General features: G+C 41.1%; 12 protein-coding genes and 3 pseudogenes. 7 read left to right on the forward strand and 8 right to left on the reverse strand.

Going from position 1 to position 18,507, the window contains the following annotated elements; all coding sequences use genetic code 11:
* Positions 1–74 precede the first annotated feature (74 nt).
* A pseudogene (locus G1O98_RS28450) lies at positions 75–434 on the forward strand (type I restriction endonuclease); the annotation flags it as partial.
* Positions 435–439: 5 nt separating this feature from the next.
* Entirely contained in the window at positions 440–1,648 is a 1,209-nt protein-coding gene (locus tag G1O98_RS28455) for an IscS subfamily cysteine desulfurase (protein WP_163935168.1), read from the forward strand.
* Here G1O98_RS28455 and G1O98_RS28460 read toward each other — a convergent pair.
* The gene (locus tag G1O98_RS28460; RefSeq protein ID WP_163935172.1) at positions 1,596–2,552 is read right to left on the reverse strand and encodes an aldo/keto reductase; all 957 of its coding nucleotides are present in this window, start codon (positions 2,550–2,552) and stop codon (positions 1,596–1,598) included. The genes G1O98_RS28455 and G1O98_RS28460 overlap by 53 nt on opposite strands.
* Positions 2,553–2,746: 194 nt before the next feature.
* Between G1O98_RS28460 and G1O98_RS40255 the strand changes: the two are divergent.
* Positions 2,747–3,049 (forward strand): annotated as a pseudogene (locus G1O98_RS40255) (SDR family NAD(P)-dependent oxidoreductase).
* Positions 3,050–3,112: 63 nt separating this feature from the next.
* On the opposite strand, the gene G1O98_RS28470 reads toward G1O98_RS40255, so the two are convergent.
* The 6 genes from G1O98_RS28470 to G1O98_RS40905 all read right to left on the reverse strand — a co-directional run bounded on the left by G1O98_RS28470 (position 3,113) and on the right by G1O98_RS40905 (position 11,126).
* On the reverse strand, positions 3,113–4,162 hold the full coding sequence (locus G1O98_RS28470) for a Type 1 glutamine amidotransferase-like domain-containing protein (RefSeq protein WP_175586902.1): 1,050 nt from the start codon (positions 4,160–4,162) through the stop codon (positions 3,113–3,115).
* 440 nt (positions 4,163–4,602) lie between these two features.
* Positions 4,603–6,420, reverse strand: a complete 1,818-nt coding sequence (locus tag G1O98_RS28475) for a vanadium-dependent haloperoxidase (RefSeq protein WP_163935175.1) — start codon at positions 6,418–6,420, stop codon at positions 4,603–4,605.
* Positions 6,421–7,121: 701 nt separating this feature from the next.
* Positions 7,122–8,441 (reverse strand): MFS transporter, encoded by a 1,320-nt coding sequence (locus G1O98_RS28480; RefSeq protein WP_163935178.1) that lies wholly within the window; start codon positions 8,439–8,441, stop codon positions 7,122–7,124.
* 759 nt (positions 8,442–9,200) lie between these two features.
* The gene (locus G1O98_RS28485) at positions 9,201–10,418 is read right to left on the reverse strand and encodes a transporter substrate-binding domain-containing protein (RefSeq protein ID WP_163935181.1); all 1,218 of its coding nucleotides are present in this window, start codon (positions 10,416–10,418) and stop codon (positions 9,201–9,203) included.
* A 68-nt stretch (positions 10,419–10,486) separates the two neighbouring features.
* Positions 10,487–10,837 (reverse strand): aldehyde dehydrogenase family protein, encoded by a 351-nt coding sequence (locus G1O98_RS40900; RefSeq protein ID WP_275941808.1) that lies wholly within the window; start codon positions 10,835–10,837, stop codon positions 10,487–10,489.
* Entirely contained in the window at positions 10,818–11,126 is a 309-nt protein-coding gene (locus tag G1O98_RS40905) for an aldehyde dehydrogenase family protein (RefSeq protein ID WP_265578529.1), read from the reverse strand. Before G1O98_RS40905 ends, G1O98_RS40900 begins: the two co-directional genes overlap by 20 nt.
* Positions 11,127–11,411: 285 nt before the next feature.
* On the opposite strand from G1O98_RS40905, the gene G1O98_RS28495 reads away from it, so the two are divergent.
* Together G1O98_RS28495 and G1O98_RS28500 are read left to right on the forward strand one after the other, a co-directional pair.
* Complete coding sequence (locus G1O98_RS28495) at positions 11,412–13,697, forward strand: ATP-binding protein (RefSeq protein WP_163935194.1); 2,286 nt, start codon at positions 11,412–11,414, stop codon at positions 13,695–13,697.
* A gap of 384 nt (positions 13,698–14,081) precedes the next feature.
* Positions 14,082–15,386 carry a glutamate-5-semialdehyde dehydrogenase gene (locus G1O98_RS28500; protein ID WP_163935183.1) on the forward strand — a complete coding sequence of 435 codons (1,305 nt, stop codon included), beginning with the start codon at positions 14,082–14,084 and terminating at the stop codon, positions 15,384–15,386.
* 191 nt (positions 15,387–15,577) lie between these two features.
* Here the strand turns inward: G1O98_RS28500 and G1O98_RS28505 are convergent, their stop codons facing one another.
* Entirely contained in the window at positions 15,578–16,993 is a 1,416-nt protein-coding gene (locus G1O98_RS28505; protein WP_163935186.1) for an isochorismate synthase, read from the reverse strand.
* Positions 16,994–17,300: 307 nt separating this feature from the next.
* On the opposite strand from G1O98_RS28505, the gene menA reads away from it, so the two are divergent.
* Positions 17,301–18,197: a 2-carboxy-1,4-naphthoquinone phytyltransferase gene (gene menA / locus G1O98_RS28510; RefSeq protein ID WP_163935189.1), complete on the forward strand. Its 897-nt coding sequence runs from the start codon at positions 17,301–17,303 to the stop codon at positions 18,195–18,197.
* A gap of 13 nt (positions 18,198–18,210) precedes the next feature.
* Positions 18,211–18,507 (forward strand): annotated as a pseudogene (locus tag G1O98_RS28515) (o-succinylbenzoate synthase); the annotation flags it as partial.

Genomic DNA, 18,507 nt, shown 5'->3' on the forward strand with positions numbered 1-18,507 from the left:
TTTAAACCCTGTTATGCTTCTGGATAATTTCACTTAGTTACTACTTGCTCATCCCGGAGAGTGACAGAAGAGGGATAAGAGGTGAGCATTCAATAGAAATTTCTGCGGAAGATGAAGGAGAAATTATAAGAGGTAGAATTGATGTTTTAATTATTCAAGAACAATTCTGGTTGTTAGTAATTGAATCGAAAAGGTCTAGTTTTTCTATTTTAGAAGCTGTACCTCAAGCACTTGTTTATATGCTCTCTAATCCTAGTCAAGACAAACCTGCTTTTGGATTAGTAACAAATGGGAGTGATTTTATTTTCCTGAAACTTACTACAGGAAATCAGGCAAAGTATGCTATATCTGACCAATTTACACTTTTGAAACGAGAAAGTGAACTGTATCAGGTTCTAAGCATATTAAAAAATTTGAGTCAAAGTTTGAGTTAATAATTATGTCTATTCGCCCTATATACCTTGATTGCCACGCTACTACACCCGTAGATGAACGGGTATTAGCGGCAATGATCCCTTACTTCACAGAAAAGTTTGGCAACGCAGCGAGTATTGGTCATGTTTATGGTTGGGAATCAGAAGCTGCTGTCAAACAAACACGAGAGATTTTAGCAGCAGCAATTAATGCCACTCCCGAAGAGATTGTTTTTACAAGTGGTGCAACAGAAGCTAATAATTTAGCTATTAAAGGTGTTGCCGAAGCTTATTTTAAAAAAGGTCAGCATATTATTACTGTCGCCACTGAACATAATGCAGTTCTTGACCCTTGTAATTATTTAAAAACTCTCGGTTTTGAAATTACTATTCTCCCAGTTAAAAAAGATGGACTGATTGATTTAAATGAGTTAAACAAAGCTTTCCGTCCTGAGACAATTTTGGTTTCGGTGATGGCTGCAAATAACGAAATTGGCGTTTTACAGCCAATAGCCGAAATTGGGGAACTATGCCATGCTTACAACATCATTTTCCACACCGATGCAGCCCAAGCTATTGGTAAAACTCCTCTTGATGTGCAAAAGATGAAAATTGATTTGATGTCGCTAACAGCACACAAAGTATTTGGGCCAAAGGGGATTGGGGCGCTATACGTCCGCAGGCGCGATCCCAGAGTGCAACTGGCTCCCCAGCAACACGGCGGCGGACATGAACGGGGTATGCGTTCTGGGACATTGTATACACCGCAAATTGTCGGCTTTGGGAAAGCTGTAGAAATCGCTTTGGCAGAACAAGCGACAGAAAACCAACGCCTCACCCAGTTAAGACAAAGCTTGTGGAAACAGCTTTCCCAACTTGAAGGAATTCATCTCAACGGCCACCCTGAACAGCGATTGGCGGGAAACTTGAATATCAGTGTTGAGGGGGTGGATGGAGCCGCACTTTTGCTAGGATTGCAGCCAGTAATGGCGGTTTCTTCGGGATCTGCTTGCTCTTCGGCAAATACTTCACCCTCCAGTGTTCTGACAGCACTGGGAAACCCCCAACAGCTAGCTTATGCCTCAGTGCGGTTTGGCATTGGACGGTTTAATACCCAAGAGGAAATTGATATTGTGGCCAAACATGCGATCGCAACTATTCAAAGTTTACGCCAGCCTTCTTCTATGGATTCTCGCGCAGGAAAGCAGCAATTTGATCTAGCTCCTGCTGATTGAGGCGAAATTCTCCAGCTGCGATAATTCCTTCTACCTGCTTGCCATTGCGTGCGCCAACGATCGCAGCCGTCACCGCCGGATTGTTTAAAGTCCAAGCGATCGCTACCTCTCCGGCGGAGCGATCGTGTTGCTCACCAATGTGCTGCAACACCTCCACCAACTTCAGGTTACGAGATAGACGTGGTTCCTTAAACTCATCACTCTTCTTACGCCAATCATCATCTGGTAAATTGGCAACTCGCTCAGATGTCATCTTTCCTGTAAGCAAGCCAGATTGCATTGGTGAATATACAATTACACCAATGTTATTTTCCTTACAAAAAGGCAGAATCTCGTTTTCAACATCGCGCTTAACCAATGAATAAGGCGGTTGCAATGAGGTAACTGGTGCAATCTCCTGGATACGCTTCAACTGTTCGACATTGAAATTTGAAACCCCGATATAGCGAACCTTCCCTTCATCCTTAAGCTTGGCGAGAGTCGTCCAGCCTTCTTCAATTTCTGTGACAGGGTTAGGCCAGTGGATTTGATAGAGGTCAATGGTTTCAATATCCAGTCGGCGCAAACTAGCTTCAACTTCGCGCCGTACAGAATCCGCCTTCAGGCTACGACCAATTTCGCCCTTTTCATCCCAAATCATTGAGCATTTAGTAAAAATGTAAGGGCGATTAGATCGACCCTTGAGCGCCTTAGCAACAACTTCCTCCGAATGTCCCAGACCATAAATAGCTGCGGTGTCAATCCAATTAACGCCGAGATCGAGAGCACGAGCGATCGCTTCAATTGATTCTTGATCGTCTTGCGCTCCCCAACCAAAAGCCCAGCCACCTCCACCAATCGCCCAAGCACCAAAGCCAATTGGGGTAATGTAAAGCTCCGAATTGCCAAGTTGTTTAGTTTGCATATCTATCTGATTCAATGATTTTTGAGTCAATTGCTAGTGTAAGCCGCAAATATTTTCTCAACCGCTATCTGCGGTGTGAATCACTACTAGTAGATACACGACAGTCAATCACTACTTCTGTAGGATTACTAAATCCTAAATACTGTATTGATACACACTACATATACACTAAACCTGCTTAAAGATAGTAAAAGTTGCCAGTTGAAACCAATGTATTTGGAGTGTTTGCAGTTACAAAAGCCCTGCTGCCATCTTTGAAGAAGTCAACAGCAGGGCGAATAGTAAATTTATCAAGTGGTTTAGGTTCTCTGACTTAGAACTCCGATCAAAATTATGAGTTCGCTAATTTTAAGCTTCTTGCCTATAACTCATCCAAGACAGCAGTGAATGCGATCGCAGTTATGTTGGCTGCTGAACTTAAAGATACCCCGGTTAAAGTCAATACTGCTGACCCTGGTTTCACAGCAGCATTAATCAATACAAGCAGACAAACCTAGTGTAAAAGAGATGAAAAGACGTGAAAAGCCATAACTTTCAACTCCTAACTTCTAACTCCCCACTCAATATGGATTTGAATCAATCCGTCCCCTTTTGACACTCCTGAGATAGTACCCAGAGGTTGGTCTGTTTCTTAAGTTAAAGGTGTCGCCGCTGCGAACTCTCCAAATTTTGTAATTAGAAAAGGTCAAAGGCGTTCGGGGTTCGCATACTTCCGGTATGTGATTACCAAGTACAAAGTACGCCGCACCCCTACCCATAACTTTCACCAAACCGTTTTTATCCACAAGAACCGATGTACTTTCGCTAACCGCTATGCCTAAAACACTGCTAGATACACCGTCCTTAATTTGACGGGCAATGAAAGCCATAATTCGACCCATTCTTTCCCGCCTATCGAAGTGCGTATCTACGATAGTTCCTTTTAAATTACTCCAATTGAAAAAGTTGTAGGTAAAGGTGATATCGCGGTAAGGATCTTCAAGTGCGTCTCTAGTTTCAATGCCTTTTTCTGAAGAAGCGCAAGCATCATAGACACAATCACTTTGGATCATCGCACCCGCACTAGTGCCACCAACACCACCTCCCTTCAGGTAAACTGACTTAACAGCAGCCTCAAGCTTGGTATCTTTCCAATTGCGGATGTACTGACATTGGTCGCCGCCAGCAAAAAAAATCACATCAGCATTTCTGACTTTTTCATAAATTTCAACTTTGTTTGCTTCTTGTCTATTGCGAATCAGAAGAGTTTCCACAGAGTTTACGCCCTTCATGGCAGAAATTAGCCGATTGTAATCGTGATTACCATTCGTGCGGAGAACTACAACATTAACCTTGGTTGCGGTGTTAGTACCTCCCCTAACTTGGTTAATCATCCACTGAATAGCATCATCAACATCGGGGCCACCCCCACCTAAGCTGAGGACTGGACCAGCTAAGGTGGGGCGGACATCAGAGGAAGGAGACGTGGAGGGGCGGACATCAACAGTGTCACCCAGAAAGTAGCGTTTCCAGCTTGCAATAAAACGGGTTATTAGGAAGGTTCCCATCTTCAACAACTTGATTCCTGTACTTTTCAAGCGCCTTGCTATGCTTGGGAATGCCTTTGTCATACTAAGCGTCTGGAGCAAACTGCAATTATTGCTAGGCTGTTACGCACTTTAATTGCTTATTTATTCGTGAAATTCGTCCTTTATCATTAGTCATTTATCAGTTGTCTTTTATCAATAACTAATGATAAATGACAGTTTTAACGAAAAAATGTGCAATTTAGATGCGTACTAGCTTAACTCTGGCACTAGAGAGGGTAGAATTTCCAGCGTACAGGGCTTGTACTGTTTTTTAACGCCATAACCCAGAGTAATTATTGATTCTCTATTCTAAGTAAGTTATTACGTATTAAATTTAACATTTGTGATAAAAATCAGGCGTTACTGATTAGATACATGAATCTTGGTATAGAGACGCGAAAGAATGACGGTACATTAACGTAGCCCAGTGCAATTTCACGTCTCTACAAAAGTTTTGAAATCACTAAATACCGAAAATCTGTTTAGACTGTGACTTTTGAACCGTCAAATTTTGTGAAGGTGAAACCATTGAATATTTCGTTGTAACCCAGTCTCTCATCCCTGAGAAGGCTAATAGCAACCTCTTCTCCCAAAGCCAAACTAGCTGAACCATCCGAACGCCAATGAATACCACCGTGACCGCGACCAATAGCATAGTTAGTTGCCAGTTTATTCAACTCTCCACCCACAGTTAGGGGTGGGCCACTATAAGGAATTACTTTTGTGGGATCGTTGGGATCGGGCACTACTGGATCGGGGATAACAAAGTTTTCATCAAAAAATGCTTTCAATAGTGTGACATTAACGCCAGCATTAGCAGCCGCACCACCTGTATACGAAGAATGGGTTGGCGATCCTTCTGGATATGCTTGGGGCAATAGATAAGTGCCGAAGGTGCTAAAGGTCTGAGCCAAGGCTTTGGAATTAAAGACCTCAGAATTAATCGGATATTGGGTTTTATTGACAATGTTGTTGTAGACTAGCCCACCGTAAGCTTCCGGGCGCAAAATACGGTGTAAATAATACTTCTGCCAGTATGACGCTCTAATCACACGTGAACTACCCAAGTTAAGCAAGGCTTGTAAATGTCCTGCTGCAAAGGTTGCATTAGAACCAACTTGAGTATTCGATCTGACGTAGGGATTGCCCGGATTCAAAGGTGTACCGATGCTACCAAGAATCAAAGAGGCTCCAAGGTATGTAGGGCCGCCAATATGGGCATACTCACCTAAATCCCGAACTGTAGCTATGTAACGGTTTTTGGGGTCGTATTTAATAGACTTCCCGGAATTACCTCCATTCTGAATAGTCAACCATTCCTGGAAATCGAGTAGAAAATCATTACCAGGAAGAGCAGTACGAATCAGTGGTGAAACAGACTGAGTTCCCCAAGGAATAGTCCGCAACAAAAATTGTGAGATGTAAGGGCCATCTAGTACCCCTGGGGGAATAACATATTTTGTAGTTATACCTGAAGTGTAAATATTGACGTAGTTGACGCTACCACGAAATAGAGTCTGAGGGGTGACACGGCCATTTTGTTTTGGCCCTCGGAAGGCTGAAAGCTTATTGAGGTCTTCGACGGCTGCTAAGACTTTTGGGTTGTCAGTATTGTTTTGGAGCTTAGAAAGAGGTACATCTCGAAGTAAAGCTTGCCAGTAGAGTTCAACTGCTTCAGCAGCGCGTTCTGCACTAGCTAGAGCCGGTGGTGGTGGCACTGCTATCTGCGCTGCATTGATTCCTTCTAGACTAATTGCCAGGGGGCCTTGAGGATTGACCAGCTTTCTGCCGCCACCCAAGATGATATTTTCATAATCATTTGGATTTTGGGTTGTCAGTGCTTTGGTCAAAGAGTTGTAAGCTTCCAACTTAACTTCGCCAAGTCCATTGTGTGGTAATCCCCTACTGTCAGAGCCGATTTTGTTGGCATAACGCTCCTCATCGCCGTTAGTCGGATGCGGCGGAATGGGAATACTTCGTTCAACTCTGGCTGCTTCAACACGGACTCGATAGGCTTTATCAACAAAACTGTTGTAGTTGAATGGTCGATTATACCGCCTGTTAATATCTTGAGCTTGTACAACATCTCCTGCTTTCTTGGAGGAGAAAGGTGAACCGAAAACTCCTGCAACAACGCTAGCAGCACTAAATAAACCAGCGCGGCCGAGAAACGAGCGTCTGCTGGCGTGACTACCAAAAAAACGTTTGCTATTTACACGGGGTTGTTTCAGTTTCTCTATTTCGCTATTAGCCTGAGTATCTTGCTCGGAACCTTGATGAGAATTAGGATCTACTTGCATGAGATGTTCTCCACTGGCAAAAATATAGTCATGAGTGAATACATGAGCATCTGAAAGCTAGAACAACTAGTAGTTCGCCAAGTGAACTTGGCGGGGTAAAGGGTAAAGGGGAAGGGGGAAAGGTTTCAAATCCCTTACCCCTGCCCCTTATCCCCACTTCGTGGGGGCCCCACCTTCCCCTTTCCCCAGACATCACGCAGCATTTTTGGGTTGGCAGACTACTAGCCTACATAAGACACCCAACTCCAGAGAAGCAGGGCAATTTCACCAGATTTGGGATGAAATCTGTGGTTACTCTACTGGAAGGTAATTTGCATGGAAGATGATTCTCCTGAAAGTCATATAGACATTCAGTCCTGGTATGATGCCTTCATCAGATGGCTGTTATACTTCTGTACTTGTAATCACTCTGATAGCAGCTTTTCGGGGTTAAAGCACAGCTAAAACCACCGCTTACTTCTAATTAAACCACCAAAATACGATAAACCTATCGACTTACAGTATTTTGTGGATGTTAAATCAGACTTTCTCACAATCGGTAATGAAAATCAAGAGTTTTTACAAGAAATTTAGCAATAGCGTGAAAGCCTTATAGGAACACACGCACAGTGTTGTCTTCTATGCTTGATGCTGAGGAGAAACGCGACACGCTGAGTTTTGATGAAGTATCAGAGGCGCGATCGCTGCTATCCCAACTACATTTAGCCTTTATTTGACTGTGGAAGTAAGCCCAACTCTGCATAAATTGGATACAAAACCTTTCTTATTTTCGGTAGTTGTCTACTAAAGAAATATGCTCCTATAATGCAACAAATACCGCCAAATAATAAAGCATTGGTAACACCAAGATGACCTGCGAATACTCCAAAAAACAAATTGCCAAAAGGCAGGATTCCTAAAAAACCAGTTGTAAAGATGCTAGTTACTCTACCTCTTTTATCTTCATCAAGAAGAATGGATTGCATAAAGTTATTAAGAGAAGCCAGAGTGAGAGTATTATTCATGCCTATAACAAACATAAATATTAGACAAAACTCTAAATTTGTTGATTGAGAAAATACGATTAAACCTAAACCAAGAATCGCGGCAGAAGTTGCTATAACCCTTCCTAATCCGATGATATTTTTTCTGGAGATGAGATAAATACCTGAAACTATAGAACCAAGAGCCGAAGCTGTCATCAAAAAACCCATAGTTTCAGCGTTCCCCTTCAAAATTTCTTGAGCAAAAATCGGGATTAAATTCACATGGGTCATCCCCATAAAGCAAATAACAATTTGTAATATCAATAAATGTTTAATGGGTAAAAAATCGTATGCATAAACAAAGCCTTCTTTGAGATTTTTCCAAATTTGGGGTTTTTGAGTTGATGAATTGTTGATAATTGGGTTTACCTTGATAGTGAAAATTGCAGATATAAAGGGTAAATAGCTAATACTATCTACTAAAAAACAAGAAGCCGCACCAGATCGAGCAATCAGGAAACCCCCAATCATGGGACTAACAAACTTTGCTGTATTAATCAAGAATGAATGCGAAGCCATCGCACTATAAGTATCTGATTTTTGATCCAAAAGTCTGGGAATAATTACCTGACGTGCTGGTAAATCAAAAGCTTTTACTATTCCCTGAAGTGTGCCAATAACAATAATCCATGCAACATTGATGTTGTTGCTAAGAGTTAAAAAGGTCAGGGTAGAAGATAGCATAATCGATACTAGCTGAGTAGCTAGTAGAACATATCGTAAATTCCAGCGATCTAGTAATACTCCTACCAAAGGGGTAATAATCAAACCCATAGCTTGATTTGTAAATCCAGCAACACCAACTAATACAGCCGAATTAGTTAATTGATAAACTAGCCATACCAAAGCAATTTGAGTCATCCAAGACCCAAAAAAAGATAAACTTTCTCCGATAACAAAACAAGAAAAATTGACAGATTTAAGCGCAGGTGGAATTTCAAAATTAACAAATTTTAGTTTGTATTTTTGAAAGTTTCCTCTATTACTTGGTAGCATGATTGTTTCCCTATTTTGTCAAAATAGACTTCAATTGCAAATATGAACTAGTGGTTTGTAGTCAGGGCTAAAGCTTTTAAAATTTAGTGATTTATCGCTCACTACAAACGTTTTGTAATTTTTTTAAAACTTACGCAAACAATAGTCAAAACCCTCATTCTTTGATAAGGGCAATTCCTGTAGGAGCAGAGCGGCTACTCTACGAGTTCTCCAACGAAGTACCCGCAGGGTATTTTGCGTAAGTCCTATTTTTGATGAAGTTTTAGCAGAGTTACATATCACCAGCCCTAAAATAATATTAGAAAAGCTTAATGTTAGCAAGACATAAATTTTATGTGCTTAGTATTGAGGTAAAAAAATAGAGGCATAGCCAATGCTGTTATAGGAGCAAGAATCAAAGCCTCTCCCCCACAGGGCTACGGTGTACACACAAGTCTTTTAAAGTTGTCCCACAAGCTTTTGATCCCCCCAACCCCCTTAAAAAAGGGGGCAAAAACCTCTCAAAGTCCCCCTTTTTAAGGGGGATTTAGGGGGATCTACAACGATTTTGGTTTTCTAGAAAGATGTATGTACACCTTAGTCCACAGGGAGAGAGGTTCGGAGAGGGGTTCTAAAAATAAGTTGCACATTGCCTTACTTAAAATCATTGTATGTTTGTCTTTGAGAGGTTTTTGCCCCCCAATTTATCGGGGAGTTTGAGGGGAGCTAAGACTTAGAAAACACGTCCTAGTCCCGATAACTCTAATTTTCTAGCAAAGTTTAAGAATTTTTAGGATCGAACCACTTATCATATAGCGATTGATAAGTGCCATTTTCTTTAAGATTCAGCAGAGCCTGATTAATTGGTTTGCGGTAGGGACTGCTATTAGGCAGAATGATTCCGTAGCTTTCTTCACGCAAGATACTGCCAACAATCTCTACCTTCCCTTTGCCTTCATTGGCAGCATAAAAGAGGAGTACAGGTGCATCAAACACCACAGCATCAGCTTTTTTTGTTTGCAGAGCTTTGTAAGCTTCCTCAATTTTGGGGACTTCTAAAACTGAAATATGATGTTCTTGCAAGTATGTCGCCGCTGTGCTGCCCGCAGTTGTAGCCACTACCTTACCAGGTAAATCGTCTATACTCCTGATATCGCCCTGAAGTTGCTGCACTGTTAATGAAGTAGTCGCACTGGCTGTAAAGTAGGCGACAAAAAGGACTCCGATAAACATCCAGACTATAGCTATAAAACGTCCCAGCACTCCTTTGGGCATTTCATCGGCTTGAGTCGCTAATGTGGCTGCTGCCCACCAACAAGCTTTAAAAATACCAGGAAAGTATGATTCAGAAATCATCCCTTCTTTGTGATTGCGTTCGGATAGCCAAATAATGTGGGCTGCTACAACAATTAGCACTAGGGCAATGCCTATTACCTGCAAAAGACTAGTAGAGAAAAACAATTGCAAAATATTTGGAAAAGCACTGTTTTTACTCTCTAGGTTGCGTACCATAATTTGCAGCCCACCAGCAAAAATGGGTAATGAAAAATCAAAATTTTGCTCGCGTTCGGCTGTAATCGAGATAGCTGCAATTCCTAAGTTGACTTTGTTGTCCTTAATAGCAGAAATAACTTCTGGCACACTGGAATATTCAATAAATTTAGACTCTATACCTATTTGGGTAGCGATACTGCGCCAGAGGTCGATACTGAATCCTGATAGCTCACCTTTGTTTGATAGCACAAAGGGCGGTATAACTCGTGTCGCTACTAATAAAGGTTGTTGGAGTTTTAAGGATTGTTGGGGTTGCGGTTTTTGGGCCAGTCCTGGGGATGCGATTAACAACAATGCCAAAATTGCAGTTACTAATCCTATGCAGGTATACAGCGCTATGGAACGCTTAGTTTTGTTTTTGTGGTTATGTCTATCAAAGTAACCTGTCGGGCTTTTTCTTCCAGTTATAAGTTGGCGAAATTTAGTAGCGATCGCATTTATCATCAGAATTATCTTGAGGTTGTATGCAAAGCATATTTATGATGCCCACCCCAGATCAGATATCACATTCATCATCCCACTAAAACAGATTTTTTTAGATTTAGGGGGATGAATATGGTTTGTTCTGCTGTTTTGAGAACTACTGTATTACCAGTTGCTAAAGCTGGTGCTAACTTCCAAGCCTGCATTAACAGGGGAAAATTCCACGGAATAACTTGACCAACGACACCCACAGGTTCATGGCGAGTGTAGCAGAAGTATGGCCCGTTAATCGGAATAGTTTTGCCTTGTACTTTGTCAGCCCAGCCTGCATAGTAACGGTAGCAGGCAATGACTAAACTCAAGTCACCGAATGAATCTTGTAATGGTTTACCGTTGTCGAGAGTTTCTAGCTGCGCCAACTCATCGATGATTTTGCTCAATTAAATCAGCTAACTTGTAAAGTAACTCGCCTCGACGGGTGGCAGATATCTTTCTCCATTCTCCATTAGCGAAAGCGTTGCGGGCTGCTTGTACTGCTTTATCCACATCTGGGGTATCTGCTTCTGAGACTTCACAGATTACCTCACCTGTAGTTGGGTTGATTGTTTCAAATCGGCGTAGGCGTAGCCCGTCGTAGACATCGCTGACACTATTTACCCACTCATTGTTAATCAGCAACTTGGTTGGGCCGATTTTGACCTGTTGTCCTGGTACTGTTGCTGTAACCATCAGGCCCTCCTTAAGCTATAAAAAAATCTACTTTAATCTACCTATTATGTTTCTAGCTGTACAGCACCCTAGGTAGATTTGTTTATTAGCCGCCTATTCTAGCATAGTAGTAAGAGGTTGAGACAATTACATTGTGTTTTATTCACTTGGTCTAATTTGCCTTGGCAAGACAAACCTCTATCTTTTGAGCAATAGTTTTGAGTTCCGCTTTGAGCATACAGTTGGAATCATACTTGCTTGATTTTTCTCTCACGTGCGCTTTTTAGGTTTAGCAAAGTGAGCAACATGAATGTAGAAGGTTTTACTCGGCAAATAGAGATATTGCGCTCACGGGTGATGAAATTATTGAAAAGCACGGCAAGTGAGCGGTATTCGCAACAAGAGCTAACAACAGAAGCTTTTGCAGAACTTCAAATCGCTTTAGAAGAAATGAGAATTGCCTCTGAGGAACTACAAGCAACACGAATTGCAGTAGAGAAGGAGCGTCAGCGCTATCAAGAATTATTTGATTTTGCGCCTGATGCTTACTTGGTAACTGATATTTATGGCACTATCCTTGAAGCTAACCACGCCACTACTATCTTACTTAATATCTCACAGCGATTTTTGATTCGGAAACCGTTGCTTAGTTTTATCGGACAGTCAGATCATCAAGCTTTTTTTAATTACCTAACTCAGTTGCAGCATCTCGACCGGGGCGGAGAATGGGAAGTGTGTTTGCAACCACGGGAAAAAGTTTGTTTTGATGTTGCTTTGACAGTAGTTACCGTCCGTAATGAGGTGGGTAAGCCTGTTGCTCTGCGCTGGCTAATGCGCGATATTAGCAAGCGTAGGCGTTTAGAGTCGGAGCGTGAGCAGTTATTTGAGCGTGAGCAAGCCGCCCGAATTGCAGCCGAAGCCTCAGAAAGGCGCTCTAATTTTTTGGCTGAAGCAAGTCGTGTACTAGCATCTTCCTTAGACTACCGCAATACCCTAACCAGCGTCGCCCAATTAGCAGTGCCTACCTTCGCAGATTGGTGTATTGTGGATGTCGTTGAAAATAATTCGGCAGCTTTCAATAACCCAGTCATCGCTGCATCTGACCCACAGAAAGAAGCACTAGTCCGAAAACTCCGACAACGCTATCCAATTTCTGTTGATGCAGATTATGGACTACCAAAGGTTTTACGGACTGGTAAGCCGGAACTGGTTACAAACATTCTTGAGTCTTCGTTACAAAGCAAAGCATGGAACGATGAATCCCTTAATCTACTGCAAGTTAAGTCTTATATGGTTGTGCCATTGCAAGTGCGTCAACACAAGCTAGGGACAATTGTATTTGCCTCTACACAATTAGGGCGCTATTACACTACTGTAGACCTAGCAATGGCTGAAGAACTTGCTCAACGCGCAGCGTCTGCTATTGAAAATGCACAGCTTTATTGGCAAGCTCAGGAAGCTAACCGCATTAAGGATGAATTTTTAGCAATTGTCTCTCACGAACTTCGTACACCTCTCAACTCGATGCTGGGTTGGGTTCAAATAATTTGTCATCGAAAATTGGATGAGGCAATTACTTCTAAGGCGCTGGCGACAATCGAGCGGAATGCAAAACTTCAGAGCAAACTGATTGATGATATCCTCGATATTTCACGCATTGTACAAGGGAAAATCCGCCTAAATCTCCGTAAAGTTGACCTTGTAATTGTAATTAACACGGCAATAGAAGCTATATATCCCACATCTGAGATTAAAGATATTCAAGTTGAGTCTAACCTTGACTCGTCAGTAGGTGAGGTTATGGGTGACGCAGAACGCCTCCAACAAGTAGTCTGGAATTTGCTCTCTAACGCCGTCAAGTTCACACCCAACGGGGGCCGAGTTGAAGTGTGTCTGAAGCAGGTAAACTCAAATGCTGAGATTTCTGTCTCTGACACAGGTAAGGGAATTGGTGCTGACTTTCTACCTTATATATTTGAGCGCTTCCGTCAAGCTGATAGCACAACTACTAGAGTAGAAAGTGGTTTGGGGCTAGGGCTGGCAATTGTACGCCACTTAGTAGAAATACACTCTGGCACAGTTTATGCAGTTAGTGAAGGGGAAGGACGGGGAGCGACATTTACAGTCCTGTTACCTCTAATAAAACCGCAATCAGAGCAGCTAATTAAAGAAAGTCCAGTAAAAGTCAATCATCTCTTAGCGCTCGATGGCTTGCAAATACTCCTTGTAGAGGATAGTACCGATACTCGTGAGTTAATTGCTTTTGTTCTTGAAGAGTCAGGAGCGCAGGTGACATCGGTTAGCTCAGTAGGTGAAGCCCTGGAAGCGTTGATGCGATTAAGACCAAATATTTTAGTCAGTGATATCGGAATGCCAGATGAGGATGGTTATTCGCTGATTCGCCAAGTTCGCGAACAGGAAGCCCTTCGTGGAGAGAAGATTCTGGCTGTAGCACTGACGGCTTATGCTAGAGATGAAGAACGCAACCTGGCTCTGGAAGCTGGATTTGAAGTTCATCTATCTAAGCCCATCGAGCCAGATAAGTTGGTGAAAGTAGTGGCGAACCTAGTTAAAAGCAGCAAAGAAGTTTAACGCACTAGTCTTAAAGTTCGGCGTAGCTACTCGTAAACATTGTTGAAGTAGCAAACCCGAAAGCATAGCCAGCAGTATAAATTGTCTACTAAAGTAAAAGGCCAGAGAAACATAAATGTCTCTCTAGCCTATGGTACGCATAAATCATATTTAAGACTTTCAAATAATGCCTGTAATAATACTTAAAATATTTATATAACCGCGAAGTTGTTACTTTTGCCGTCTTTGTGTTTCATACTCACAGAATAAGTTTTTTGAACCAGGTTTTGCTTCACCCGATCAGAGTAATTATTGATTACCCAGATGGTTCACCCGATTGGGGGAAGACGATAAGCAACGATCAACTCAGATTGATAAGATGAAGAAAAAGTAAAGATTTTTGCTATGACTATTTTTGATATTGGTTCTCCCCTAATTACGATCGCCCAAAAAACCCGCAAAGCTGCAAGTAAACTGGCGATTCTCTCTACTGAGGCAAAAAATCAAGCAATTATTGCGATCGCGCAAGCTTTAGAATCAGCTAAGGATGAAATTTTACAAGCAAATATTGCTGATTGTGAAGCTGCTAATGCCGAAGGAATTCCTAAACCGCTTTATAAGCGCTTGCAGTTGGATGAACATAAATTAAGAGATGCGATCGTTGGGGTACAAGATGTCGGTAAGCTAGACGATCCAGTTGGTAAAGTCCAGATTCACCGCGAACTTGACACTGGCTTAATTCTCAAACGAATTACTTGTTCTTTAGGTGTTTTGGGGATTATTTTTGAAGCACGTCCAGAGGCGGCGATTCAAATTGCTTCCTTAGCAATCAAATCAGGAAATGGTGTAATCCTCAAATGTGGAAAAGAAGCTGTCCGTTCTTGCGAAGCGATAGTTAAGGCAATTAAACAGGGATTATCTCAAACTGCTGTTAACCCAGATGCGGTACAGTTGCTGACAACTAGAGAAGAAACTTTAGAACTTTTGAAATTAGATAAATATGTGGATTTAATTATCCCTAGAGGTTCTAATTCATTTGTCAGATTTGTACAGGAAAATACACGTATTCCGGTACTAGGTCACGCCGATGGGATTTGTCATCTTTATATAGATAAATCTGCTGATATTTCTAAAGCAGTTCCGATTACAGTAGATGCCAAAGCGCAATATCCTGCTGTTTGTAATGCCATTGAAACTTTGCTAGTCCACCAATCAATTGCTACAGAATTTTTACCAAAGGTTGCTGATGCTTTGCAAGAACGCCACGTAGAATTGAGAGGTGATAAACGCACTTTGAAAATTTTGCCTAACATTGTAACTGCAACAGAGGTAGACTGGGAAACAGAATATAGCGATTATATTTTGTCGATCAAGATTGTAGACTCTATAGAAGATGCGATCGCACATATTAACGAATATGGTTCTCGTCATACCGATGCGATTATTACTGAAGATTCAACATCTGTTGAAACTTTCTTTGGACTAGTAAATTCAGCCAATATATTCCACAATTGTTCTACCCGCTTTGCTGATGGCTTCCGTTATGGTTTCGGTGCAGAAGTAGGAATTAGCACGCAACAAATGCCTCCCCGTGGCCCCGTTGGTTTAGAAGGATTGGTGACATATAAATATCAAATGACTGGTGATGGACATATTGTTGCTAATTACACTGGCACAAATGCTAAAGCTTTTACTCATCAGGATTTTTAGATGAGTTTTTAACTCTGCAATAAGTGCAAAACAAAATCATTTTGAATTGTATTTGGCGAGTTTTAAGTACGATTAAAGCCTTCTTTCTTTTCAGAAAGGAGGCTTTCTATATAAATAATTCTACTTAGTTTTTATGATTATCGGTATTATGATGAACATCTTTAGCTGGCATACAAGATTAGTAATTAATTTTAAACTAACGCTTTCAGTAACGCCTGAAGTTTAAGTTGCACCTCTGCAAACTCCTTGTCAGGATCAGATCCCGCAACTATACCAGCACCAGCATACAATCTCGCGCGATCGCCATCAATCAATGCTGAACGAATTCCCACAATAAACTCACAGTTACCCTGAGAATCTATCCAACCTAGAGGTGCAGCGTATAAACCTCTCTCAAAGCTTTCGTAACGACGAATTTCGGCACAAGCTACATCTTGTGATGCACCCGCAACGGCTGGTGTAGGATGCAATTGTCCGACAATCTTTAATGGATGGATGTTAGTAGGAACTATCGCACTTATAGGTGTCCATAAATGCTGGATGTTAGATAATTGTCGTAGGCGGGGTGCTAATATCTGAGGTGATAAACCTAGCTGAGATAGACGTTGAGTTATAAAATTAAGTACTAGTGAATGTTCATGCTTTTCTTTTTCACTATTTAGTAAGCGATTGGCATTAGCTGCATCTTCAGCAGGGGTTTTACCTCGTGGTGCAGAACCAGCTAAAGCATCAGTGATTAACTGTTGATTATTAATACTAATTAATCTTTCTGGACTTGCACCAATAAAATTTTGTCCTTTTCCATTACTTGTAGAAAAAATATAACAATTGGGATGATTTTGTCTAAGATTATTTAATGATTTAACTAGGCTAAAGTGGTTGCTTGACTTTACATCTAATATATCTGCTAATACAATTTTGCTTAAATGACTAGACCGAATTTTTTCTAAAGCAGATACTACTGAACGTTTAAATTGAGTAGCATTTGTGACAGATTTTTTATAAAAGGTTGCTGGGAAGCAATCAATATTAGCAGAGTAATATTCTAAAGATTGGATAAATTCAATTTTATGTTGCAGATTCTCCAACAACCTTTGAATATTTGCATTTTCATTAATAATTATATTTGTTACTAATATACAACGCTGATTTTTCACAGCTACTTGCCAACGTGGAAGAAAAATGGTAGCGGATGGAAATGGATAATCTACCTGGGCATTTTTATCAAAAAAGCTGAAATAAGAAAAAAAGTGAGGCCCAGAAAAAGGTTGATTAGCGTTACCAAAATTAATTATATTTTTTAGACAAGATTTGATAAAATATTCAGCTTGAGTAAAACGATCTGCACCATCAATCTGTAATTTTGCTACAGAATCAATTGCTGCGATCGCTTCCCCTTTAGCTCTGTCCTCAAAGTAAAAATTTATTTCATTTGCTTGTGTAAGTTGATCCAATACAAGTAAAGGATCAACTAAATCGATCTCTTGAGAGATACTGACAATTTGCTTGCCATTATTTTGGAGGCACTTTTCTTGGACTGATAGTAGAAATTGATATAAATCTTTGCGCTCTACAAACAAGTTGCTACGACATGGTGAAACTGTCATGGATCTATAGTAAATTTTTTTTAAGTTAACTTCCTAAAGTGTAATTAATCGTGGTCGTATTTTTACAGGTAACATATTAAGTTGCCATTTCACCAGCGTAGGATTTGCTTTGTTCATGGTGTTCCTAGACCATGATAAGACAGTTTTAGCCTAAGAATGCAATGTGAGAGTGAGTGTTAACAACACTTTTGTTAACAAGCCATAGTAAAAGTGACAATTGTTTGTATATCACCCATATCTAGCGTCTCTTTAAATCATAAAATCTAAAGTGTGAGTAATATTCCGGTAATTTAATTAATCACAACTGATGACTACCAAGCAAATTTTATATCCAAACACGAAGTTATGGATGGCAGCGATTAAACCGCCAATGTACAGCGTTGCCATTATGCCTATTTGGGTAGGAACGGCAGTCGCATTTGCCGAAACTAAAATGTTCAATGGTGCAGTATTTTCTACTTTTGTAGCTGCGGCAATTTTAATTCTTGCCTGGGAAAATATCAGTAATGATGTCTTTGATTCCGAAACAGGTATCGATCAAAATAAGCACCATTCTCTGGTGAATTTAACTAGCAATAAGCCATTAATATTTTGGATAGGAAATTTGTGTTTAGGTTTGGGGTTGCTGGGCATAGTAGCGATCGCATTTTGGCAACAAGACCTAACTGTCATCGCCATCATTCTACTATGCTGTGGTTTGGGCTATATGTACCAAGGGCCTCCCTTTCGCTTAGGATATCAGGGTTTAGGCGAGATTCTTTGCTTTTTTGCCTTTGGCCCTTTAGCAGTGGAGGCAGCCTATTACAGCCAAACTCAAACTTGGTCAATGACAAGTTTAGCAGTTTCAGTGATTGTTGGGATTGCCACAACCTTAATTTTGTTTTGCTCACATTTTCACCAAGTTAAGGATGACATAGCCGCAGGTAAGCGATCGCCTATCGTCCGTCTGGGAACTCAAAAAGGGGCCCAACTGCTTGTTTGGTTTACTGGTAGCATTTATCCCCTCACCTTGCTGTTTGTGCTGTTGGGAATTTCTCCAGCTTGGACATTACTGAGTTGGGTGAGTTTACCCTTTGCCGTCAAATTATGTCGCCACGTCCAAGAAAATCACAACCAGCCAGACAAAGTTAGCAACTGTAAATTTATCGCCGTAGCCGTGCATTTTTGGACTTGCTTGCTGTTCGGGCTGGGATTTATGCTTTAGCAATTATTAATTGATGCGTTATCAATTTAAATTTCGTCCATATCAGCGAAGATTTTTGCGATCGCTTACCACCAATCACGGTAAGTGGGATATTCGTGAAGGTATTATTCTCCGTCTCACCGATGAATCAGGTAAACTCGGTTGGGGAGAAATTGCCCCCATTAGCTGGTTTGGTTCCGAAACCCTAGAACAAGCCTTAGATTTTTGTCGCCAACTCCCAGAAGAAATCACAGACGAGATAATTTTCTCTATTCCAGATAAGTTACCTGCTTGTCAATTTGGCTTTGAGTCAGCGTGGGAGTGGGGGAGC

This window comes from Nostoc sp. UIC 10630, from assembly GCF_010747425.1.
Taxonomy (GTDB): domain Bacteria; phylum Cyanobacteriota; class Cyanobacteriia; order Cyanobacteriales; family Nostocaceae; genus Nostoc.